At 70.8% G+C, this 22,249-nt stretch carries 19 protein-coding genes and 2 pseudogenes; 16 read left to right on the forward strand and 5 right to left on the reverse strand.

The genetic code is table 11. The features are described 5' to 3' along the window. A pseudogene (locus FF041_RS15040) lies at positions 1–435 on the reverse strand (PucR family transcriptional regulator); the annotation flags it as partial. A gap of 177 nt (positions 436–612) precedes the next feature. Between FF041_RS15040 and FF041_RS15045 the strand changes: the two are divergent. Both FF041_RS15045 and pruA read left to right on the forward strand, forming a co-directional pair. Continuing rightward, a complete protein-coding gene (locus FF041_RS15045; protein ID WP_323391888.1) occupies positions 613–1,539 on the forward strand; it encodes a proline dehydrogenase family protein in 927 nt (308 codons plus the stop codon). A 40-nt stretch (positions 1,540–1,579) separates the two neighbouring features. Continuing rightward, positions 1,580–3,220 carry an L-glutamate gamma-semialdehyde dehydrogenase gene (gene pruA, locus FF041_RS15050; protein ID WP_153523315.1) on the forward strand — a complete coding sequence of 547 codons (1,641 nt, stop codon included), beginning with the start codon at positions 1,580–1,582 and terminating at the stop codon, positions 3,218–3,220. A 91-nt stretch (positions 3,221–3,311) separates the two neighbouring features. Here pruA and FF041_RS15055 read toward each other — a convergent pair whose 3' ends face one another. Further along, complete coding sequence (locus FF041_RS15055) at positions 3,312–3,761, reverse strand: ArsR/SmtB family transcription factor (RefSeq protein ID WP_407698160.1); 450 nt, start codon at positions 3,759–3,761, stop codon at positions 3,312–3,314. Continuing rightward, the gene (locus FF041_RS15060; protein WP_153523317.1) at positions 3,758–4,213 is read right to left on the reverse strand and encodes an SRPBCC family protein; all 456 of its coding nucleotides are present in this window, start codon (positions 4,211–4,213) and stop codon (positions 3,758–3,760) included. The genes FF041_RS15055 and FF041_RS15060 overlap by 4 nt, the downstream gene beginning before the upstream one ends. A 384-nt stretch (positions 4,214–4,597) precedes the next feature. On the opposite strand from FF041_RS15060, the gene FF041_RS40065 reads away from it, so the two are divergent. The 13 genes and pseudogenes from FF041_RS40065 to FF041_RS39020 all read left to right on the forward strand — a co-directional run. After that, entirely contained in the window at positions 4,598–4,729 is a 132-nt protein-coding gene (locus tag FF041_RS40065) for a hypothetical protein (protein ID WP_267131634.1), read from the forward strand. 213 nt (positions 4,730–4,942) lie between these two features. Further along, a complete protein-coding gene (locus tag FF041_RS15065; protein ID WP_153523318.1) occupies positions 4,943–5,983 on the forward strand; it encodes a 3-isopropylmalate dehydrogenase in 1,041 nt (346 codons plus the stop codon). Between the two features lie 239 nt (positions 5,984–6,222). Next, complete coding sequence (locus tag FF041_RS15070) at positions 6,223–7,311, forward strand: branched-chain amino acid aminotransferase (RefSeq protein WP_153481426.1); 1,089 nt, start codon at positions 6,223–6,225, stop codon at positions 7,309–7,311. Positions 7,312–7,547: 236 nt separating this feature from the next. Continuing rightward, on the forward strand, positions 7,548–8,231 hold the full coding sequence (gene ureA, locus FF041_RS15075) for an urease subunit gamma (RefSeq protein WP_153481425.1): 684 nt from the start codon (positions 7,548–7,550) through the stop codon (positions 8,229–8,231). Then, a complete protein-coding gene (locus FF041_RS15080; protein ID WP_153523319.1) occupies positions 8,228–8,596 on the forward strand; it encodes a hypothetical protein in 369 nt (122 codons plus the stop codon). The genes ureA and FF041_RS15080 overlap by 4 nt, the downstream gene beginning before the upstream one ends. Beyond that, a complete protein-coding gene (locus FF041_RS15085; RefSeq protein WP_153481422.1) occupies positions 8,593–10,284 on the forward strand; it encodes an urease subunit alpha in 1,692 nt (563 codons plus the stop codon). Before FF041_RS15080 ends, FF041_RS15085 begins: the two co-directional genes overlap by 4 nt. 26 nt (positions 10,285–10,310) lie before the next feature. Then, entirely contained in the window at positions 10,311–11,318 is a 1,008-nt protein-coding gene (locus FF041_RS15090) for an agmatine deiminase family protein (RefSeq protein WP_153481434.1), read from the forward strand. Between the two features lie 7 nt (positions 11,319–11,325). Beyond that, entirely contained in the window at positions 11,326–11,970 is a 645-nt protein-coding gene (locus FF041_RS15095; protein ID WP_153523320.1) for a TetR/AcrR family transcriptional regulator, read from the forward strand. Positions 11,971–12,156: 186 nt separating this feature from the next. Further along, positions 12,157–13,485, forward strand: coding sequence for an MFS transporter (locus tag FF041_RS15100; protein WP_153523321.1), 1,329 nt, complete (start codon positions 12,157–12,159; stop codon positions 13,483–13,485). A 425-nt stretch (positions 13,486–13,910) separates the two neighbouring features. Continuing rightward, positions 13,911–15,545 (forward strand): citramalate synthase, encoded by a 1,635-nt coding sequence (cimA, locus tag FF041_RS15105; RefSeq protein WP_153523322.1) that lies wholly within the window; start codon positions 13,911–13,913, stop codon positions 15,543–15,545. 241 nt (positions 15,546–15,786) lie between these two features. Then, positions 15,787–17,169, forward strand: coding sequence for a hypothetical protein (locus FF041_RS15110; RefSeq protein WP_407698162.1), 1,383 nt, complete (start codon positions 15,787–15,789; stop codon positions 17,167–17,169). Positions 17,170–17,551: 382 nt separating this feature from the next. Further along, positions 17,552–18,331: a phytanoyl-CoA dioxygenase family protein gene (locus tag FF041_RS15115; RefSeq protein ID WP_153523323.1), complete on the forward strand. Its 780-nt coding sequence runs from the start codon at positions 17,552–17,554 to the stop codon at positions 18,329–18,331. A gap of 31 nt (positions 18,332–18,362) precedes the next feature. After that, a pseudogene (locus tag FF041_RS39020) lies at positions 18,363–18,869 on the forward strand (DUF6309 family protein); the annotation flags it as partial. Between the two features lie 45 nt (positions 18,870–18,914). Here FF041_RS39020 and FF041_RS15125 read toward each other — a convergent pair. After that, positions 18,915–19,673: an SDR family oxidoreductase gene (locus FF041_RS15125; protein ID WP_153523324.1), complete on the reverse strand. Its 759-nt coding sequence runs from the start codon at positions 19,671–19,673 to the stop codon at positions 18,915–18,917. 225 nt (positions 19,674–19,898) lie between these two features. On the opposite strand from FF041_RS15125, the gene FF041_RS15130 reads away from it, so the two are divergent. Beyond that, positions 19,899–21,266, forward strand: coding sequence for an aspartate aminotransferase family protein (locus FF041_RS15130; protein ID WP_153523325.1), 1,368 nt, complete (start codon positions 19,899–19,901; stop codon positions 21,264–21,266). Between the two features lie 240 nt (positions 21,267–21,506). Here the strand turns inward: FF041_RS15130 and FF041_RS15135 are convergent, their stop codons facing one another. Beyond that, entirely contained in the window at positions 21,507–22,115 is a 609-nt protein-coding gene (locus tag FF041_RS15135; RefSeq protein ID WP_153523326.1) for a YceI family protein, read from the reverse strand. Between the last annotated feature and the right edge of the window lie 134 nt (positions 22,116–22,249).

The raw sequence follows: 22,249 nt of genomic DNA on the forward strand, positions 1-22,249 counted from the left end.
CCGCGACAGATCGGCGCCCGCCCGCTCCTCGTCGGCCAGCAGGCCCCCGATCCGCGCCGCGACCTCCATCGCCGCCGCCAGCTGGGCCCCGGTCGGCCCCGGGCTGGTGTCCAGCAGCCAGACATAGCCGAGGGCGATCCCCCGATGCCGTACCGGAAGACAGATCCGGTCCCGGTACACCCCCGCGTCCGGCGCGGCCGGAATCCGCACCGGGCCCGTCGCCCGCGCGATCCCGAACCCCTCGAACCAGGCGCGCACCGCCGGGGACGACTTCCTCGTCAGGATCGAACGGGTGCGCACCGGGTCCATGGCGCTGTCGTCCTCGCTGTCGTGCGCACCGAAGGCGATCAGCCCGAAATCGCGGTTCTCCAGCGTCGCCGGGGCCGCCAACAGCGCCGAGATCTCATCGACCAGGTCCTGGTAATCGCCCTTCATCCGGACATTCTGGCACGCCCTTCAGACATTTGTCTGAGATCCGGGCCACGGATGCGTGACAGCTGTCGATGGCCGACGATCGGAGCGATCCTTAGATTTCACGGTGGTTCTTCGTGCCGTTCCCGATCCGTTTCACCGCGATGGGGCCGGCTGTCCTTAACTCTCCAGGAGGTCCCCGTGCTGGGTCCCGTGATCCTCGCCGCCTCGCGCAGCGACCAGATGCGCCGCATCGTCTCGGCCGCTCCGGTCACCAAGCCCGTGGTGAACCGTTTCATCGCCGGCGAGTCGGTCCAGGAGACGGTCCCCGTCGTCCAGGAGACCGCCGCCCGCGGTCTGGAGGTCACGCTCGACGTCCTCGGCGAGGACATCACCGACCCGGCCGAGGCGCTGCGCGCCCGTGACGCCTATCTGGAGCTGATCGAGGCCCTCAAGCCGCTCGCTCTCGGCGTCCGCGCGGAGATGTCGGTGAAGCTCTCCTCCTTCGGCCAGGCGCTCTCCGGCGGCCATGAGCTCGCCCTGAAGAACGTCACCCCGGTCGTCGAGGCCGCCGCCGAGATCGGCACCACGGTCACCCTCGACATGGAGGACCACACCACCGTCGACTCGACCCTCGCGATCCACGCGGAGCTGCGCCAGCGCTTCCCCCAGACGGGCGCGGTCGTCCAGTCGTATCTCTTCCGCACCGAGGACGACTGCCGGGCGCTCGCCGAGGCGGGCTCCCGGGTGCGGCTGGTCAAGGGCGCCTACAAGGAGCCCGCGACCGTCGCCTACCAGGACAAGGCGGAGGTCGACAAGGCCTACATCCGCTGTCTGAAGATCCTGATGGAGGGCGAGGGCTACCCGATGATCGGGTCGCACGACCCGCGCATCATCTCCATCAGCCAGGAGCTCGCCCGTCGCGCCGGCCGCAAGCTCGACGACTACGAGTTCCAGATGCTCTACGGCATCCGTGAGGCCGAGCAGTTCCGGCTGGCCGCGGAGGGTCACCGGGTGCGTACGTACATCGCGTACGGCACCGACTGGTACGGCTACTTCATGCGCCGCCTCGCGGAGCGCCCCGCCAATCTGGCGTTCTTCCTGCGTTCGCTGGTCAGCCGCGGCTGAACCCCCCAACTGACCTACTGATTAAGGAGATTCGGCACCCATGGACGCTGTGACCAAGGTCCCCGCGCCGGTCAACGAGCCGGTGCACGGCTACGCCCCCGGCTCCCCCGAGCGCGCCCGGCTGGAGGCCAAGCTCAAGGAGCTGGCCGAGAACCCGATCGAGCTTCCGATGACCATCGGCGGCGTGCGCCGGATGGGCGGCGGCGAGCGGGTCGACGTCGTCCAGCCGCACAACCACGCGAAGGTGCTCGGCACCTTCGCCGGGGCCACCGAGCAGGACGCCCAGGACGCGATCGACGCCGCGCTGGCCGCCGCCCCCGCGTGGCGCGCGATGTCCTTCGACGACCGTGCCGCGATCATCCTGCGCGCGGCCGAGCTGCTCTCCGGCCCCTGGCGCGAGACGCTGGCCGCCTCCACCATGCTGGGCCAGTCCAAGACGGCGCAGCAGGCGGAGATCGACACTCCCTGCGAGCTGATCGACTTCTGGCGCTTCAACGTCGCCTACGCCCGCGAGATCCTCGCCGAGCAGCCCCCGGCCAACGCCCCGGGCGTGTGGAACCGGATGGACCACCGTCCGCTGGAGGGCTTCGTCTACGCGATCACGCCCTTCAACTTCACCGCCATCGCGGGCAACCTGCCCACCGCCCCGGCCCTGATGGGCAATGTCGTGGTGTGGAAGCCGTCCCCGACGCAGACCCACTCCGCCGTGCTGCTGATGCAGCTGCTGGAGGAGGCCGGACTGCCCAAGGGCGTCATCAACCTGGTGACCGGCGACGGCATCGCCGTCTCCGAGGTGGCGCTGAACCACCGCGACCTGGCCGGCATCCACTTCACCGGCTCGACCCGGACCTTCCAGCACCTGTGGAAGACGGTCGGCAACAACATCGAGAAGTACCGCTCCTACCCGCGGATCGTCGGCGAGACCGGCGGCAAGGACTTCGTGGTCGCGCACCCGAGCGCCGACCGCGCCGTGCTGAAGACCGCGCTGACCCGTGGCTCCTTCGAGTTCCAGGGCCAGAAGTGCTCCGCGTCCTCGCGTGCGTACATCCCGGCCTCCATCTGGAACGACGGCTTCAAGGAGGAGTTCGCGGCCGAGGTCGACGGCATCACCATGGGTGACGTCACCGATCTGTCGAACTTCATCGGCGCCGTCATCGACGAGCGCTCGTTCGCCAAGAACAAGGCCGCGATCGACCGCGCCGCCGCCGACCCGGCCTGCACGATCATCGCCGGTGGCGGCTACGACGACTCGGTGGGCTACTTCGTCCGCCCGACCGTCGTCGCGTGCACCGACCCGGAGAACGAGGTCTTCAAGGCCGAGTACTTCGGTCCGATCCTCGCGGTGTACGTGTACGAGGACGAGTCGGCCGACGGGTACGACGCCATGCTGGACCAGATGGAGTCGGTCTCCGACTACGCGCTGACCGGTGCGGTCATCTCCAACGACCGCGCCGCCGCCGCGCACACGATGGAGAAGCTCCGCTTCGCCGCGGGCAACTTCTACATCAACGACAAGTCGACCGGTGCGGTCGTCGGCCAGCAGCCGTTCGGCGGCGGCCGTGCCTCCGGCACCAACGACAAGGCGGGCGCTCCGCAGAACCTGATGCGCTGGACGCTGACCCGCGCGATCAAGGAGACGCTGGTCGCTCCGACGGAGTACGGCTACCCGCACATGGACTGACCCCGCTGGGGCAGTCCTCCTGAGCCCGCCCCCGCACCGGCCCCCACGCCGGTGCGGGGGCGGTTCCATGTCCGCGGCGCGGGGCCCGGGCTCAACCCGGGCCGGTACCGGTGTCGCTGCCGGTGTCGTTGCTGCTGCCGCCGGTGTCGCTGTCGGTGTCCGCGCCTTGTTCCGTGGCGGGGCGCTCCGCCAGCTGTTTGATCGCCGCCAGCCGGGCGTCCCAGTCGGAGGCCGTGCGGTCCATCCACCGGGCCGTGACGCCGAGCCGCTCGGTCAGCACCGTATAGCGCGCCTCGCGGCCCTCCCGGCGGGCGGTCACCAGCCCGGCGCGGCTCAGGACCGCGAGATGTTTGACGATCGCCTGCCGGGACACCGGCAGCTCGGCGGCGAGCACGGTGGCGCTCGCCCGGCCGTGCGCGGCGAGCGCGTCGAGTATCCGGCGGCGGGTGGGGTCGGCCAGCGCCGAGAGCACCTCCGAGACCGCCTCCTCGCCCCGGTCCTCGCCCGGGTCCGGATGGCCGGGGCGCGTCTCCTCGCTCACAGGCCCAGCCGCTCCGCGTAGGTCTTGATGTTGACGACCTGGTCCGCCCAGCCGCCCTCATGGCTCTCGTAGGAGGCCGTGTCCTTCCGGTCCTCGGGGATCGTGAGCGCGGCGAAACCGCTCTCCGTCACCCGCAGCCGGGTGCCCTCGCCCTCCCGGGTCAGGGTGAACTCCACCAGCGTCGAATTGCCCTCCACCGCCTGCTCGCCGGGGTGGGCGGACGCCCAGCGGTAGGAGAGACGGTACGGCGGGTCCACCGCCACGATGGTCGTCGGGAACTGTCCGTACGCGCCGTGGTCCAGGAGCATCGTCCCGCCCGGCCGCAGATCCACCGGGGTCGGCTCGCCCTGGCCGAACCAGCTGCCGACGTGCTCCGGCTCGGTGAGCACGGCCCACACCTGCTCGACGGGCGCGGCGATGGTGATCTCCTTCTCGATCCGGTCCTCGCTCATGACCGTTCCTCCTGCTTTCTCCTGTGCGTGCCTCTCGCTCTGACGTGCTACTCAATGGTTGCACTTCATATCGAGAGCAGCAACCGATCGGTTGCGCGATGGGGCGGCGGGGGCCGGTCCTGCTCCGGTCGGGTGGTGCGCCCCGTAGCGATCACACCGCTGTGAGCTGCTGATTTCATGATCGCCGTCTCAAATAGTAGGAAGTCCGAATACTTGTGGAGACAGCGAGGCTCCGCTGCCTTAGCTTGGTAGGAGCCGAACGTTTCGCTCGATCCAGCGAGTGGCGGTCGTGAGCCCGTGCCCCCTACAGGCAACCCCTGTGGCACGCTCCCCGCCCCACCCGGCGCCTTCGAAATCTCCGTGATCTCCAAGGAGTCGATCACCATGTCCGCTGAGACCGTCCGCCGCGTCCGCCACGCCTCCCGCCGCACCGCCGAGTCCGACCGCAAGAACGCTGCGGCGGCGCTCCAGCGCGCGCTCGACCGCCGGGACAACGGCGGCGCCACCGACCGCTAGTCGTCCGCACCGCCGCCCGCGAGGTCCCCGTACCACCGACTGACAGGTGCCCGCGCCGGGCTGTGCGCCCCGGCGCGGCGGCCCGACGTACCCGCAGCCGTGTCCGTGTCCGCACCCGCACCCGCACCCGCATCCGTCCCGTCCCGGACGGCCGCGAGTCCACATGATGGACGCCGTATGTCATGGGATGGGACGAAGAGTAGGGTGCCGGACATGTCTCGCAGCCTCAACATCGCAGTGATCCCCGGTGACGGCATCGGCCAGGAGGTCGTGGCCCAGGGCCTGAAAGTCCTGTCCGCCGCCCTCCCGCAGGATGTGAAGCTGGAGACCACGGAGTACGACCTCGGCGCGCAGCGCTGGCACCGCACCGGAGAGACCCTCCCCGACGCGGAGCTGGAGGCCCTCAAGGGCCATGACGCCATCCTGCTCGGCGCCATCGGCGACCCCTCCGTCCCCTCCGGCGTCCTGGAGCGCGGGCTGCTGCTCAAGCTGCGCTTCGCCTTCGACCACTACGTCAATCTGCGCCCCTCGAAGCTCTTCCCGAACACCGCGACCCCGCTCGCGGGCAGCCCCGAGATCGACTTCGTCGTCGTCCGCGAGGGCACCGAAGGCCCCTACACCGGCAACGGCGGCTCCCTGCGCACCGGCACACCCGCCGAGGTCGCGACCGAGGTCAGCCTGAACACCGCGTACGGCGTGGAGCGCGTGGTGCGCGACGCCTACGAGCGTGCCGACTCCCGGCCCCGCAAGAAGCTGACGCTGGTCCACAAGAACAACGTCCTGGTCTACGCGGGCCATCTGTGGAAGAACGTCTTCGACGCGGTCGGCAAGGAGTACCCCGAGGTCACCACCGACTATCTGCACGTCGACGCCGCGACGATCTTCTTCGTCACCCAGCCCGAGCGCTTCGACGTCATCGTCACCGACAACCTCTTCGGCGACATCCTCACCGATCTCGCCGCGGCCGTCACGGGCGGCATCGGCCTCGCCGCCTCGGGCAACATCAACCCGACGGGCGCCTTCCCGTCGATGTTCGAGCCGGTGCACGGCTCCGCCCCCGACATCGCGGGCACGGGGAAGGCCGACCCCACGGCCACCATCCTCTCCGTCGCCCTGCTCCTGCGGCACCTCGGCTTCGACGCCGAGGCCGTCCGCATCGAGGAGGCCGTCTCCGCAGACCTCGCGGGACGCGACGGCGCATTCCGTACCACGGAAGAGATCGGCGACGCGCTCGCCGTACGAGTAGCGGGCTGACCCGACGCTTCCAACGAGCCGCCGGGTCGCGAAAGCACCCGGCGGCTTCTTCTGTGCGGCTCCCGGGTGTCACCATCAGACCGGGACCGCCTTCACACCGTCGCACCCCCTTTCCTCGCCCCGGCGCCTTCGCGCGATAATCGAACCGGGCCGTGGCATGCGGGAATGCTCGGACGTCCTAGCACCAGTAGCGGCGTGAGCGCGGTCCGTCACAACCAACGGTGAAGGACATAGCACTCATGACGACGCCCACGATCGAGCTGAAGCCCTCCTCGCACCCGCTGTCCGACGCGGAGCGGGAGGCCATCCTGGCCAACCCCGGGTTCGGCCGCCACTTCACCGACCACATGGTGACCATCAGGTGGACCGAGGGCCGCGGCTGGCACGACGCCCAGCTCACGCCCTACGGTCCGCTCTCGCTCGACCCGGCGAACATGACCCTGCACTACGCGCAGGAGATCTTCGAGGGGCTCAAGGCGTACCGCCGCCCGGACGGCTCCGTCGCCACCTTCCGCCCGGACGCCAACGCCGAGCGCTTCCAGAAGTCCGCCCGTCGGCTCGCCATGCCCGAGCTGCCGGTCGACCTCTTCGTCGAGGCGTGCGACGCGCTGGTCCGCCAGGACAAGGCATGGGTCCCGGCGCACGGCGGCGAGTCCTCCCTCTATCTGCGCCCGTTCATGATCGCGACCGAGGTCGGGCTCGGGGTGCGCCCCGCCAATGAGTACCTCTTCGTCGTGATCGCCTCCCCGGCCGCCGCCTACTTCCCCGGCGGCGTCAAGCCGGTCTCCGTCTGGCTCTCCGAGAACTATGTCCGCGCGGTCCCCGGCGGCATGGGCTTCGCCAAGACCGGCGGCAACTACGCGGCTTCGCTGCTCGCCCAGGCCGAGGCGGCGGAGAAGGGCTGCGACCAGGTGGTCTGGCTCGACGCGCTGGAGCACAAGTGGGTCGAGGAGATGGGCGGGATGAATCTGTACTTCGTGTACGGGAACCGCATCGTCACCCCTGAGCTGACCGGCTCCCTGCTCGCGGGCATCACCCGCGACTCCCTGCTCAAGCTCGCCAAGGACCTCGGCTATGAGTCGCAGGAGGGCCGGATCTCCACGGAGGAGTGGAAGCGCGACACCGAGAGCGGCGCCCTCACGGAGGTCTTCGCCTGCGGCACGGCCGCGGTGATCACCCCGGTCGGCTCGGTGAAGTCGGCGGGCGGCGAGTGGACCCAGGGCGACGGCGAGCCGGGTGAGCTGACGCTGAAGCTGCGCAAGGCGCTGCTGGACATCCAGACCGGTGTCGCGGCGGATGAGCACGGCTGGATGCACCAGCTCGGCTGAGCCGCCGCCGGATCGCGGTCCGGATCATGCCCCTGTCCCCGCCGGTGAGGTGGGGGCGGGGGCATGGTCGTTCTCTGGGCCGTTCCCCGGGCTGTTCTCCAGGGTCGTTTCCCAGGGTCGTCCCGCCTCCGCAAGCCCGCCGGATTTTCGAGCGCCGGTCAATCATTTCCCTTCAGGGGTTTTGTCCTCCTCTGGCTCAGAGTTAGAGTGATGCTCAAAGAGGAGGCGATGGCGGGATGCGACTGACCCCGACGGAGCGGGACCGGCTGCTGATCTTCAGCGCCGCCGAGCTGGCGCGAGCGCGCCGGGCCCGGGGTCTGCGGCTCAATGTCCCCGAGGCGACGGCGCTGATCGCGGACACGGTCTGCGAGGCGGCCCGCGACGGGCTGCGGCTCGCGGAGGCGATCGAGGCGGCGCGGTCCGTCCTCGGCCCCGGCGATGTGCTGCCCGGGGTCGCCGATGTGGTGACCGAGGTCCATGTCGAGGCGGTCTTCGACGACGGCTCCCGGCTCGCGGTGGTCTCCGATCCGATCGGGGGCGGCTCCCTCGGCCCGGCGGCCCCCGGCGCGGTGATCCCGGGACCCGCGGACCGTGCGCCGGAGCCCGCCCTCCGGCTGACCGTGCGCAACACCGCCTCCGTACCGGTGAGCGTCACCTCCCACTTCCACTTCTTCGAGGCGAACCCCCGGCTGGATTTCGATCGTGGCGCCGCCTACGGGATGCGGCTGTGCGTTCCCGCGGGCTCCTCGGTCCGCTTCGACGCGGGCGGTGAGCGCGAGGTCGGTCTGCTGCCGATCGGCGGCGACCGGGTCGCGATCGGCTTCGCGGGTCTGGTGGACGGCCCGCTGGACGCCCCGGGCGCCAAGGAGGCGGCCCTGCGCGCCGCGGCGGCCTGCGGATATCTGGGGGCCGACCGATGATCGGAGTGATCGCCGTGGTCGCGGTGACCACCCGGAGCGAAGCGCCCGCGAAGGCGTCCCCGGCCACCCCGCTGCCCCCGCTCTCCCTGCTCGCGATCATGATCGCTGTGGCGGCGGTGACCGCGATGACCGGACTGCTCTCACCCCGCGCCGGCACGGGAGCCCGCCTGACCCCGGCCCCGGCCCCGGCTCGCGCTCCCGCCGCTGCCCCTGCCCCCGCACCCGCTCGCGTACCCGGGGCCGAGGCCGAGCCTTCGACCGCCCCTGCCCCCGCTGATCAGCCCCCCGCACCCCGCCCCCGTACGAAGACGGCGCCCGCGGGCGCGCGGAATGCCGCCGTCAACCCGCCGGAGACCCTTCGATGACCGGTATCGATCCCCATGAGTACGCGGCCGTCCACGGCCCCCGCGCCGGAGACCGGGTCGTCCTCGGCGACTCCGGGCTCGTCGTACGCGTCGAGTCCGACTCCCAGCGCCCCGGCGACGAATTCCTCGCCGGCTTCGGCAAGACCGCCCGCGACGGCCTCCATCTCAAGGCCGCCGCCGTCCGCGACACCTGCGACATCGTCATCAGCAATGTGCTGGTCATCGATGCCGTGCAGGGCATCCGCAAGGTCTCCATCGGCATCCGCGAGGGCCGTATCGCGGGCATCGGCCGCGCCGGGAACCCCGACACCCTCGACGGGGTGGACGTGGTCACCGGCACCGGGACCACGATCGTCTCCGGCGAGGGCCTGATCGCCACGGCCGGAGCCGTCGACACCCATGTCCATCTGCTCTCGCCGCGCATCATGGAGGCGTCCCTCGCCTCCGGCGTCACCACGGTCATCGGCCAGGAGTTCGGCCCCGTCTGGGGCGTCGGCGTCAACTCTCCCTGGGCGCTCAGACACGCCTTCGGCGCCTTCGACGCCTGGCCCGTCAACATCGGCTTCCTCGCCCGCGGCTCCTCGTCCGACGCCGCCCCGCTGGTGGAGGCGCTCGCCGAGGGCGGCGCCTGCGGATTCAAGGTCCATGAGGACATGGGCGCGCACACCCGGGCGCTGGACACCGCCCTGCGGGTCGCCGAGGAGCACGACGTACAGGTCGCGCTGCACAGCGACGGCCTCAACGAGTGCCTCTCGGTCGAGGACACCCTCCGGGTGCTGGAAGGCCGCACGATCCACGCCTTCCACATAGAAGGCTGCGGCGGCGGCCATGTCCCCAACGTCCTCAAGATGGCGGGCGTGCCGAACGTCATCGGCTCCTCCACCAATCCGACCCTGCCCTTCGGCCGGGACGCCGTCGCCGAGCACTACGGGATGATCGTCTCCGTACACGATCTGAAGACCGACCTGCCCGGCGACGCGGCCATGGCCCGCGACCGCATCCGCGCCGGGACGATGGGCGCGGAGGACGTGCTCCACGACCTCGGCGCGATCGGCATCACCTCCTCCGACGCCCAGGGCATGGGCCGCGCGGGCGAGACCGTGCGCCGTACCTTCGCCATGGCCGGGAAGATGAAGGCCGAACTCGGCCCGATCGACGGCGACGGCCCGCACGACGACAACGGCCGGGTGCTGCGCTACATCGCCAAACTGACCCTCAACCCCGCCATCGCCCACGGCCTCTCCCACGAGATCGGCTCCATCGAGACCGGCAAGATGGCGGACATCGTGCTGTGGCGGCCGGAGTTCTTCGGCGCCAAACCGCAGCTCGTCCTGAAGTCCGGCTTCCCCGCGTACGGCGTGACCGGCGACCCCAACGCGGCCACCGACACCTGTGAGCCGCTGGTCCTCGGGCCTCAGTTCGGGGCGTACGGAGCGACCGCCGCGGACCTCTCCGTCGCCTTCGTGGCACAGGCGGCCGTCGACCTCGGCTCCGATCTGATGCCCACCCGCCGCCGCCGGGCAGCGGTCCGCGGCACCCGGGGCATCGGCCCGGCCGATCTGCGCTTCAACACCCGGATCGGGGACGTGGGCGTGGACGGGCGCACCGGAGCGGTCACCCTCGACGGCGACCTGATCCGCTCCGAGCCCGCCGCGTCGGTCTCCCTCAACCGTCTCTACTTCCTCTAGCACCACTAGGACCTGAAATGTTCAGAATGCCGCCCGAGTGGGCGCCGCATGAGCGCACCTGGATGGCGTGGCCGGTCCCCAACACGACCTTCACCGGCGACGATCTCGCCGTCTCCCGGCACGCGTGGGCGCGCGTCGCCCGTGCCGTACGCCGCTTCGAGCCGGTCACCATGCTGGTCGGCCCGGGCGACGCGGCGGAAGCGCGCACCGTCCTCGGCCCCGGGATCGACATCGAGGAGTGCGAGCTGGACGACGCGTGGATGCGGGACATCGGCCCCACCTTCGTCAGCGACGGCGCGCGGCTGGCCGCCGTGGACTGGGTGTTCAACGGCTGGGGCGCCCAGGAGTGGGCGAGCTGGGAGCATGACGCCAAGGTCGCCCGCCGGGTCGCGGACCTGGCCGGGACGCCCGTGCACAGCTCCCCCCTCACCAACGAGGGCGGCGGCATCCACGTCGACGGCGAGGGCACCGTACTGCTCACCGAGACCGTGCAGCTCGGTCCCGAGCGCAACCCCGGCTGGAGCAGGGCCGAGGTCGAGGCCGAGATCCACGCCCGGCTCGGCACCACCAAAGCGATCTGGCTCAAACGCGGTCTGACGGCCGACTATCCGCCCCATGGGTACGGCACCCTCGGCCATGTCGACATCGTCGCGGCCTTCGCGGGCCCCGGCACCGTCGTCGTCCACACCCAGCCCGACCCGGCCCATCCCGACCATGAGCTCTGCGCGGAGAACGCGGCCTTCCTCAGGTCCCGCACCGACGCCGCCGGCCGCCCGATCGAGGTCGTCGAGGTCCCCGCTCCGACGGCCGTGCGCGATGAGAACGGCGGCTGGGCGGACTACTCCTACATCAACCACTACGTCTGCAACGGCGGTGTGGTGCTGTGCGCCTTCGACGACCCCCGGGACGAGGAGGCCGCGGCCGTCTTCCGGCGGCTCTACCCGGACCGCGAGGTGACCCTGGTCGACGCCCGCGCCATCTTCGCGGGCGGCGGCGGCATCCACTGCATCACCCAGCAGCAGCCGAGGGTGTGAGCGCCGCATGACCGCCGCTCCCGCCGGGAAGGGCCCCCCGGTGATTCACTCCTCCCGCCGCCGCAATGTCGCGCCGCCCCGCGAGACCGTGCTCGCCGCCGCCATGGCCACCATCGCCGAACACGGACTCGACCAGCTCACCATGGCCGGACTCGGCCGTGAGGTCGGGATGAGCAGCGGCCATCTCCTCTACTACTTCCGTACCAAGGACGAACTCCTGCTGCGGACCCTGGAGTGGAGCGAGGGCCGGCTCGGCGCCGAGCGCGCCGCCCTGCTCTCCGGCCCCTCCGGCGTCGCCGAACGGCTCAACGGCTATGTCGGGCTCTATCTCCCCGAAGGGCCGCGCGATCCGCACTGGACGCTCTGGATGGAGGTCTGGAACCGCTCCCGGAGCGCCGAGGCCGACGCCCGCGCCCGCCAGGCGGCGATCGAGGGCGTCTGGCACCGCGATCTGGTCGCGCTGCTCGCCGAGGGGATCTCCCGCGCGGAGTTCCGCCGGGTCGACCCGGACCGCTACGCCACCCGGCTGCGGGCGCTCCTCGACGGCCTCAGCGTCCATGTCGCGGTCGGCCTCCCCGGCACCGGACGGGCCCAGGCCCTCGCCCATATCGATGAGTTCCTGGCCGAAACCCTGCTGGCGCCGGCGGACTGAGGGTTGCGGGGGGCGCTCCACCGCGCGGCGGAGCGCCCCTCGTACCGCTCCGCAGCCTGGCGGAGCGCCCCTCGTACCGCTTCTTCGCCCGCGTACCGCCGGGGGAACGCAAAGCACGTAAGTACTCCCGATCGTTGCTGCCGCGACCCTTGTCGGCCCCGAGCGCCACGGGCACGGTTTCCCCCCATGGGACGAGATCACTGGAAGAAGATCTGGGTCGGTTCGGCCGGGAACATGGTCGAATGGTTTGACTGGTTCGTGTATGCGAGCTTCGCCACCTACTTCGCGGGCGCGTTCTTCCCCGAGGGCAATGACACCGCCAAACTCATGAACACCGCCGGCATCTTCGCCGTCGGCTTCTTCATGCGCCCGGTCGGCGGCTGGCTGCTCGGCCGGGTCGGCGACCGCAAGGGCCGCAAGGCCGCCCTCACCCTCACCGTCACCCTGATGTCGGCCTCCGCCCTGCTCATCGCCGTGGCGCCGACCTACTCGGTCGCCGGATACGGCGGCGCGGCGGTCCTCTTGATCGCCCGGCTCCTCCAGGGGCTCTCCGTGGGCGGCGAGTACGCGGCCAGCGCGACCTATCTCACCGAGGCGTCGGCGCCCCGGCACCGGGGCTTCGCCTCCAGCTTTCAGTACGTCTCCATGACGGCGGGCCAGATCCTCGGTCTCGGACTGCTGCTGGTGCTCCAGAACACGATGTCCGACGAGGCGCTGCACGGCTGGGGCTGGCGCATCCCGTTCATCATCGGCGCCCTGGGCGCTGCGGTCGTCTTCTATCTGCGCCGCAACATGCTGGAGACGGAGGTGTACGAGGAGTCCGGCGACGACACCCCGGCGAACGAGCGGGGCACGGTCAAGGCCCTGATGGCGCACAAGCGCGAGGCGTTCCTCGTCATCGCGCTGACGATGGGCGGGACGGTGGCGTACTACACGTACACCACCTATCTCACCAAGTACCTCTCCAATTCGGCCGGACTGCCCAAGCAGACGGCGACCCTGGTCTCGTGCGGCGCGCTGATCGTCTTCGCCTGTCTCCAGCCGCTCGCGGGCGCGCTCTCCGACCGGGTCGGCCGCCGGCCGCTGCTGATCACCTTCGCCCTGGGGTCGACCTTTCTGACCGTGCCGATCATGACGATGCTCCAGCAGGTGGGCTCGTTCTGGCCCGCGCTCGGCCTCTCGCTGCTCGCCCTGGTCGTCATCACCGGCTACACCTCGATCAACGCCTGTGTGAAGGCGGAGCTGTTCCCGACCGGGGTACGGGCGCTGGGCGTGGCCCTGCCGTACGCGATCGCCAACGCCCTCTTCGGCGGTACCGCGGAATACGTCGCCCTGTGGTTCAAGGACAGGGGAGTGGAGTCCGGCTTCTACTGGTACGTCGCGGGCTGTGCGGCGGTCTCGCTGATCGTCTATCTGGCCATGCGCGAGACCCGGGACATCGACCTCAACCGGGTGGGCGGCACGCCGAAGCCGGAGAGCGGCCGGGAATCGGCCGGGCTCCCCGCCTCCCGGTAGCCCGTCGTACGCATGCGGTGGGGGCGGGGTCCGGGGCGGCGCCCAGGGCGGGGTCCGGAGCGGCGCTCCCACCGCCGGAGCAGTGGACACGCGGACACGCGGGCCCCCGGGGCCCCGACCCCGCCCCCGATCCCGCCCGCATGGTGAGACCCTCATCCCGCCCGCCACGGGGGTGTGGCAGACTGCGAACGTGCCCACGTTCGCCATGATTATCGGCAGCAGGCGCGCCGGTCCGCAGTGAGCGTCCCGTACCACTCGTACGACCCCTCACCGTGCCCCAGACCCGCGCGCAAACCTCTCGCACCCGCGAGGGGTTTTTTCGTTTTCCGGCCCCACCCCGGCCGAATCCGACCCGCACGCGAGAATGGGGGCAAGTGGAGCCAGAAATTCCGGGAGCCACTCACCCGACAGGAGCCAACACAGCCATGACCACACAGCCCAAGGACACGGGCCCGGCCACCGACGACAGCTTTCATGTCTTCGACACCACCCTCCGCGACGGGGCCCAGCGCGAAGGCATCAACCTCACCGTCGCGGACAAGCTGACCATCGCACGGCACCTTGACGAATTCGGCGTGTCCTTCATCGAGGGCGGCTGGCCCGGCGCGAACCCCCGTGACACCGAGTTCTTCTCCCGCGCCCAGCAGGAGATCTCCTTCCAGCACGCCCAGCTCGTCGCCTTCGGCGCCACCCGCCGCCCGGGCGCGAAGGCCGCCGACGACCTCCAGGTCAAGGCCCTGCTCGACTCCGGCGCCCCGGTCGTCACCCTGGTCGCCAAGTCCCATGACCGCCATGTCGAACTGGCGCTGCGCACCACCCTCGAAGAGAACCTGGAGATGGTCCGCGACACCGTCTCCCACCTCCGCGAGCACGGCCGCCGTGTCTTCGTCGACTGCGAGCACTTCTTCGACGGCTACCGCGCCAACCCGGAGTACGCCAAGGCCGTCGTCCGCACGGCCGCCGACGCGGGCGCGGACGTCGTCGTCCTCTGCGACACCAACGGCGGGATGCTCCCCGCCCAGATCCAGGCCGTGGTAGCCACCGTCCTCGCCGACACCGGAGCCAGGCTCGGCATCCACGCCCAGGACGACACCGGCTGCGCCGTCGCCAACACCCTCGCCGCCGTGGACGCGGGCGCGACCCATGTCCAGTGCACCGCCAACGGCTACGGCGAGCGCGTGGGCAACGCCAACCTCTTCCCCGTCGTCGCCGCGCTGGAGCTCAAGTACGGCATGCGGGTGCTGCCCGACGGCGCGCTCGCCGAGATGACCCGGATCTCGCACGCCATCGCCGAGGTCGTCAATCTGACGCCCTCCACCCACCAGCCGTACGTCGGCGTCTCGGCCTTCGCCCACAAGGCGGGCCTGCACGCCTCCGCGATCAAGGTCGACCCCGACCTCTACCAGCACATCGACCCCGAGCTGGTCGGCAACACCATGCGGATGCTGGTCTCCGACATGGCCGGCCGCGCCTCCGTCGAGCTGAAGGGCAAGGAGCTCGGCATCGACCTCAGCGGCGACCGCGAGCTCGTGGGCCGGGTCGTCGAGCGGGTCAAGGAGCGCGAGCTCAAGGGCTACTCCTACGAAGCGGCCGACGCCTCCTTCGAGCTGCTGCTCCGGGCGGAACTGCGCGGCGGCGAGGAGGCGGGCGGGGCGCACGCCTACTTCCGCACCGAGTCCTGGCGGGCCATCGTCGAGGACCGGCCCGACGGCACCCACGCCAACGAGGCCACGGTGAAGCTGTGGGTCAAGGGCGAGCGCATCGTCGCCACCGCCGAGGGCAACGGCCCGGTCAACGCCCTGGACCGGGCGATGCGGGTGGGTCTGGAGCGGTTCTATCCGCCGCTGGCCAAGCTGGAGCTGGTGGACTACAAGGTCCGCATCCTCGAAGGCCGGCACGGCACCGAGTCCACCACCCGGGTACTGATCACCACGGGTGACGGCACCGGGGAGTGGTCCACGGTCGGCGTCGCCGAGAACGTCATCGCCGCCTCCTGGCAGGCCCTGGAGGACGCCTACACCTACGGGTTGCTCCGCGCCGGAGTCGAACCGGCCGAGTGATCGCTCCGCTCTGACCTGCCCGGGAATGTCCCCTTTCGGGTAGCGTCGAAGTATGAGGACCAGGGCGAGGCTGCTCTCCGCGCTGTCCGGTCTGCTGCTGGCGCTCTCGGCCGCCGTGAGCGCCACGGCACCGGGAGCGCAGGCGGCCCCCGACGCCGTCCGGCCGGCCGCCGCCGTGACGGCGTCAGTGTCCCCGGTGCCGCTCGCGGCCGGGGACCACGCCTTGGCGGCCATGGAGACCATGGCGACGGCGACCACGGCGACGGCGACCACGGCGACCACGGCGCGAGGCCCCGCCGCCGGGGAACGCGCCCCCGTGGCCACAGACCGAGCCTCCGCGGACGCGGCGCGCGCCCCCGCGGCCACCGGCCCCGCCGCCGTGGCCGAGGCGTTCCGGAACGGCCCGGTCTATGTCGACCCCCGCGCCGCCGACCAGCTCTCACCCGCCCAGGCCGCCGCGCTCACCGACAAGATCAAGGCCGCGGACCGGCCCCTGTTCATCGCGGTGCTCCCCGCCGCCCCCGAGTTCCCCTCCGGCACCGTCCTCAGCGATCTCCGCACCAGGACCGGCGTCACCGGGCTGTACGCCGTCCGCCTGGGCGACCGTTTCAACGCGGGCGCGGACAGCGCCGTCCTCTCCCAGCAGGCCGTGCGCAATCTGGTCGACGCCGTCAGAACCCCGCCGGGCGTGGCCGCGGCCACCCAGCTCGACGACTTCGCCGACCAGGCCCTGCGCCAGATGAGCGGCACCGCCCCGGCCTCCTGGGGCGCAGGCAGAGCACAGGGCGGCGGCGACATGAACACCGGTGCGCTGATCACCTTCGGCGCGGTCCTCACGGCGGGCGCGGCGGGCGCGTACACCGTCATCCGCCGCAACCGCCGGCGCAAGGAGGCCGAGGAGCGGGCCGCGCTCGACGCCCTCAGGGTCGTCGTGGACGAGGACATCACCGCCTACGGCGAAGAGCTGGACCGGCTGGACTTCCACCCCGCGGAGAAGGGCGCCAATGACGCCATGCGCGCCGACTACGAGCGCTCGCTCGACTTCTACGACCGGGCGAAATCCCTGATGGCGTCCGCCGCGCGGCCCTCGGACGTACGGCAGGTCACCCAGGCGCTGGCGGACGGCCGCTTCAGTCTCGCCGTCCTGGACGCCCGGCGCTCCGGCCGCTCCCTGCCCGAGCGCCGTCCGCCCTGCTTCTTCGACCCCCGCCACGGCCCGGCCGCCGCGGACCGGTCCTGGACCCCGGCGGGCGGAGCGCCCCGCGAGGTCCCGGTCTGCGCGGCCGACGCCGCCCGGCTGGACGACGGCCGGGACCCGATGGCCCGCACCGTCGACACCGAGAAGGGCCGCCGCCCCTACTGGGAGGCGGGCCCGGTGTACGGCCCCTGGGCGGGCGGCTACTTCGCCGGGGGTCTTCTCCCCGGTCTGCTGGTGGGCACGGTGCTCGGCGGCATGCTCGCCTCCCCGGCGTACGCGGCGGAGTACGGCGGCGGTGAGTTCACCGGCGGCGACTACTCGGGCGCGGACTACGACTCGTCCGGATTCGACGGGGACGACTGGGGCGGTTCCGGCGGCGGCGGGGACTTCGGCGGCGGCGGCGATTTCGGCGGCGGCGGTTTCTGATCGGACCGGGACTCCGCAGACGGCGGTTTCTGATCGGACCGGGACTCCGGCGGCGGCGATTTCCGATCGGGGCCGGGACTCCCGCTGGAACGGTTTTCAAGCGGGCCCGGAACTCTGGTGGAGACGACTTTCTCCGGGCGAGAGCGGTACTACGGACACGTCTTCGGGGCGTCCCCGGACACTCTCCGGGCGGACCTTCGGGCGGATCTTCGGACGGGCCTTCGAAATCCGGCCACACCGCTTCACATCGGCCATTGTCCGCGCGGCACGCATAGATCGCCAATCCGTCGGATACATTTCCCTCCGGTTCTGCGGAAATTCCTTAGACCTTAAGAATTGCGAGGGCGCGAGAGTGGCTTTCTCCATGTGTGAAAAGAATTACATGCCGCTCGGAAGGCAGTCTCTCGAAGAATTCCGTTTACGGGGATATCTTGTCCTCCCCGGATTCCTTCCGCCCGCTCTTGTCGAACGCCTCGGTCCGGAGGTCGACCACTGGGTGGAGAGCGGACTGCGGCAGCGGTCCATCGACGCCTGTCTCCGCCCCGACCCGGCCGGGCCCCCGCCCTTCACGGAGCTGGAACTCGCGGCCCACGGCGAACTCGCCGTCCATCCGCCGCTGCTGCGGCTGCTCTCCCTGCTTCTCGGGCCCGGCTTCGTCTTCCACCATCTGCACAGCGACCGCAGGGCCCCCGGGGCGCCCGGCAAGGACTGGCACCACGACTACGAGCAGAACCCGCAGCAGGACCGGCGCTTCCCCATGGCCCACGCCCTGCACTACATCGGCGGCCTCACCCCGTCCGACGACTCCCTCGTGGTGCTGCCCGGCTCCCATCGGGAGATAGCGGAGAAGAACGCCCGCGCGCATCTGGGCAGCGCCGTGCTCCCCGGCGAGGTGCTCATCGACGAACTGCCGCCCGGCTCGACCGTGGTGCTGCACTCCGCGCTCTTCCATGCCCGCCGTGCGTCATCGCGCCCCTCCGGGGAAGGGTTCCGCTATATGATCGACGGCTCCTACTGCCGGACCGGTCGCAAGTGGCCCCCGGTGAAGCCCTATTGGCGACATCTGCTCGCCACCGGCCGGAGGCTCGATCTGGACCGGGAGCAGTGGCCCGAGCTGTTCCGCGACAGCCACTTCACCGAGTACGAGCCGCACACCGCGTGAGCCCGGCCGGGCCCGAAAGGCAGCACATCCGATGAGAGTGATCGCCCCCCTTCCCTTCGACGCCGTGCTGCGGGATCTCGCGCGCGAGCACCCCTATGTCCCAGGCGACGAAGCCAACTCCAACGACGAGGCGGCCGAGCATCTCCACAGCGCCCAGCTCGCCCTCGGCCACTGGCACCGGGTGCTGCTGGACCGCGCCGAAGTCCTGGCCATCGTGCTGCCGTGGCACCTCGGCGAGGACGGCGCGGTCGAACTCATCCCGCCCACCGGGACGACGGTCGCCGACGCGGCGGCCCGGCTGCGCGAGCTGGGCGACTCCTACGCTCGGACCAACCCGCTGTGCGCCCGCAAGCTCGACCGGCAGATCGCCGCGCCGCCGCGTCCGCTCTATCTCAGCACCCGGCCCGTGCCCGGCGTCGACTACGAGCGGATGGCGGTACGGGAGGGCCTGATCCATCTGGACGGTCTGCACCGGATGCTCGCCTGGGAGCGCTCGGGCCGCCTCGCCGACGGTGCTCCGGTCGAGGCGTTCGTGGCCTCGGACGCCCCCTGGCCGCTCGCCGGGAATCCGCCGTCGCGACGGTCAGCCGCGCCCGATGTACGGCATGGCGCTGGGCATGACGGTGACCGACTGGACGTTCACCCCGACCGGCAGACTCGCCATGGCGCGCACCATGTCGACCACATGCCGGATGTCCATGGTGGGCTCCACCCGCAGTGACCCGTCGGCCTGGCGGACGGCGGGCTGCTCGCGGTCCTCGGGGGTCACATTGCCGATGTCGATCTGACCGGCGGAGATGTCATAGCGGCGGCCGTCGAGGGAGAGCGAACGGGTCAGCCCCGCCACCGCGTGCTTCGCCGCCGTGAAGGCGATGGAGTCAGGCCGGGGCACTTGCGCCGAGGGGGCGCCGTTGTTGATGATCCGTCCACCACGCGGCGACTGCTCCTTCATCAGCCGGAACGCGGCCCGCGAGCAGAGAAAGGTTCCGGTGGCGATGGAGTCCATGACCCGGTGCCAGTCGGCGGCGGAGACCTCCTCGGTGGGGAGATACGGCATGGTGTCCGCCGCGTTGTTGAAGAGCAGATCGAGCCGGCCGAACCGGTCGGAGATCCGGGCGAACAGCGCGTCGACGGAGTCCTCGTCGGAGATGTCGGCGGTCAGCGGGACCGCCCGGTCCGGGTCCGCTCCGGCGAGCTCCGCGAGCCGCGCGGTCTCCTGGAGGGGCGCCTCGCGCCGACCGGTCAGCACCACCGTCCAGCCGTCGGCCAGCAGCCCGAGCGCACAGGCGCGGCCGATGCCGCTGCCCGCTCCGGTGACGACGGAGACCTTCTCGGCGGTCATCGCGTAATTCCCTTCGTCCTATGCCGAGTGCTTCCGGCATATCCCCTGCCCCGCCCCGGATGATCTTTCCGGAGATCCGCGTCGAGTTTTCGGCAGACGCGTCTCGGAAGTCAAGACTGTGCATTCAAGCCAGCTGCACGACATAAGCGAACAAAGCGACAGAAGTGACAAGAGCAATAAAAGCTATAGACGCTATAGAAGCTACAGAAGTGACAGGAGTGACGGATGGATATCAGCTCTTCAGGTGACCGCACCGTCGCCGGGCGCCCGCCGTCGCTCGGCGGAACCGCGCTCAGCGCCGAGTGGTTCGAGCGGGCGAAGAAGTCCCTCGCGGGCGGCATCAGTTCGTCTTCACGGCTCACCTCCACCGGACCGGACCCGTATCCGCTCTATATGAGCAGCGGCTCGGGGGCCCGTATCCGGGATGTCGACGGCAACGAGTATCTGGACTATCTGCTCTCGTACGGCAGCGCCGTGCTCGGCCATGCCCACCCCGCCCTGACCGAGGGCCTGGCCCGGGTGCTCGCCTCCGGCACCATGTTCGGGACCTGCAACGTTCCCGAGGTGGAGCTCGCCGAGCTGATCCAGGAACTGGTGCCCTGCGCCGAGCTGGTCCGGTTCGCCAACTCCGGGTCCGAGGCCGTGCAGGGCGCGGTACGGGCGGCCCGGGGGGCCACCGGCCGGTCCCGGCTGCTGAAGTTCGAGGGCCACTACCACGGCTGGACCGACTCCCTCGCGATCTCCAACCGGCCCACCCCCGAGGAGGCCGGACCCTATGAGGCCCCGCGTGCCGTGCCGCACTCGCCCGGCATCCCCGCCGGGGTGGTCGACGATGTGGTGGTCTGCCCCTGGAACGACCCCGAGGCGCTCAAGGCGGTCTTCGCCGCCCATCCGGGCGAGTTCGCCGCCGCCGTCTGCGAGCCCATCGTCGCCAACAACGCCTGCGGCATGCCCGCGCCCGGCTTCCTCGAACTGCTGCGTGATCTCTGCACGGCCGAGCGGACCGTACTGATCTTCGATGAGGTCTGTACGGGCTTCCGCACCGGCCAGGGCGGAGCGCAGACCCTGTTCGGGGTACGGCCTGATCTCGCCGTCTTCTCCAAGGCCCTCGGCGGCGGACTGCCGCTCGCCGCGTTCGCCGGGGTGCGGGAGGTGATGGAGCCGCTGGCGAGCGGGCAGGTCAAACACGGCGGCACCTACAACTCATCGCCGCTGTGCGCCACCGCCGGCGTGATCACCCTCAGACATCTCGCCGACCCGGCCGTCACCGGGCGGATCGACGCGACCGGGCGGCAGATCATGGAGACGATCCGCCGGGCCGCCAGGGACCGCCGGATTCCGTGCGCGGTGCAGGGCGTGGGCGCGATGTTCCAGGTGGTCTTCACCCCCGACGGGCAGCCGACCCGGGAGTACCGGGACACCTTCCGGCTGGACCGGGCGCGGTACGACGCGTTCCGCCATGAGCTGCTGCTCCGGGGGGTGCACAGCAACGCCTACGGTCTCGCCTGCTGGTTCGTCTCGGCGGCGGTGACCGACGATGAACTGGCCCGGACCTGCGAGGCGATCGAGGAGTCCTTCGCGGCTCTCGTCTAGCGGCCCTCTCCAGCCCAGAGCCCGGGGGACCCGGACATGGCAGAGCGCCCGCCCGTGCCTAAGGGGGTCGGCAGGGCGGGCGCGCTCTGGGGGCCCGCGCCGGGTGTGCTCCGTACGCTCCGTACGTACTGTGCGTGCCGGACGTACTGTGCGTGCCGTACGTACGTACTGTGCGTGCCGGACGCCGGAGGAGCCGGCCGGGCGGTGGAGGCCGTCGTGGAGGCCGTCGCGGAAGGCGGCTCAGGCGGACTTGATCGCCGAGATGTCGAAGTTCAGCTTCACCTTGTCGCTCACCATCACACCGCCGGTCTCCAGCGCCGCGTTCCACGTGAGGCCCCAGTCGGAGCGCAGGATCTCCGCGCTGCCCTCGAAGCCGACCCGCTCGTTGCCGTAGACGTCCTTGGCCGTGCCGTTGAACTCCAGGTCGATGGCGAGCGGACGCGTCACGTCCTTGATCGTGAGATCGCCGGTCACCCGGTACTTGTCGCCGCCGAGCTGCTCGGCGTGGGTGGAGCGGAACGTCATCAGCGGGAACTGGGCGGTGTCGAAGAAGTCGCCGCCGCGCAGATGGGCGTCACGGTCCGCGATGCCCGTGTCGATGGAAGCGATCTTGACATCGATGGCGGCCCGGGAGGCGGCCGGGTCGGCGCCGTTGAGGCTCAGGCTGCCGTCGAGCTCCAGGAAGGCGCCCCGGACATTGGTGACCATCGCGTGCCGGACCGTGAAACCGATGCTGGTGTGCGCCGGGTCGAGGGTGTACTCGCCGGTCAGCGCGGCCAGCGCGGGGTCGACCTGGGCCGGGGCGGCGACAGCGGTGGTGGACTTGGTGCGGTTGAAGAGACGACCCATGATGACGCGCTCCTTGAGGTGGGGTCCGGCTGATGGCTGATGACCGGCAGCTGATGGTTGAATGTTCAACGAGAATGACTGTAGAGCTATTCCGTTCAAATTTCAACTTCCCTGGCCGGGTTTTCTGTGCTTGA

Origin of the sequence: Streptomyces jumonjinensis (assembly GCF_009600885.1) — a bacterium.
In the GTDB taxonomy this organism is placed as follows: Bacteria; Actinomycetota; Actinomycetes; order Streptomycetales; family Streptomycetaceae; genus Streptomyces; species Streptomyces jumonjinensis.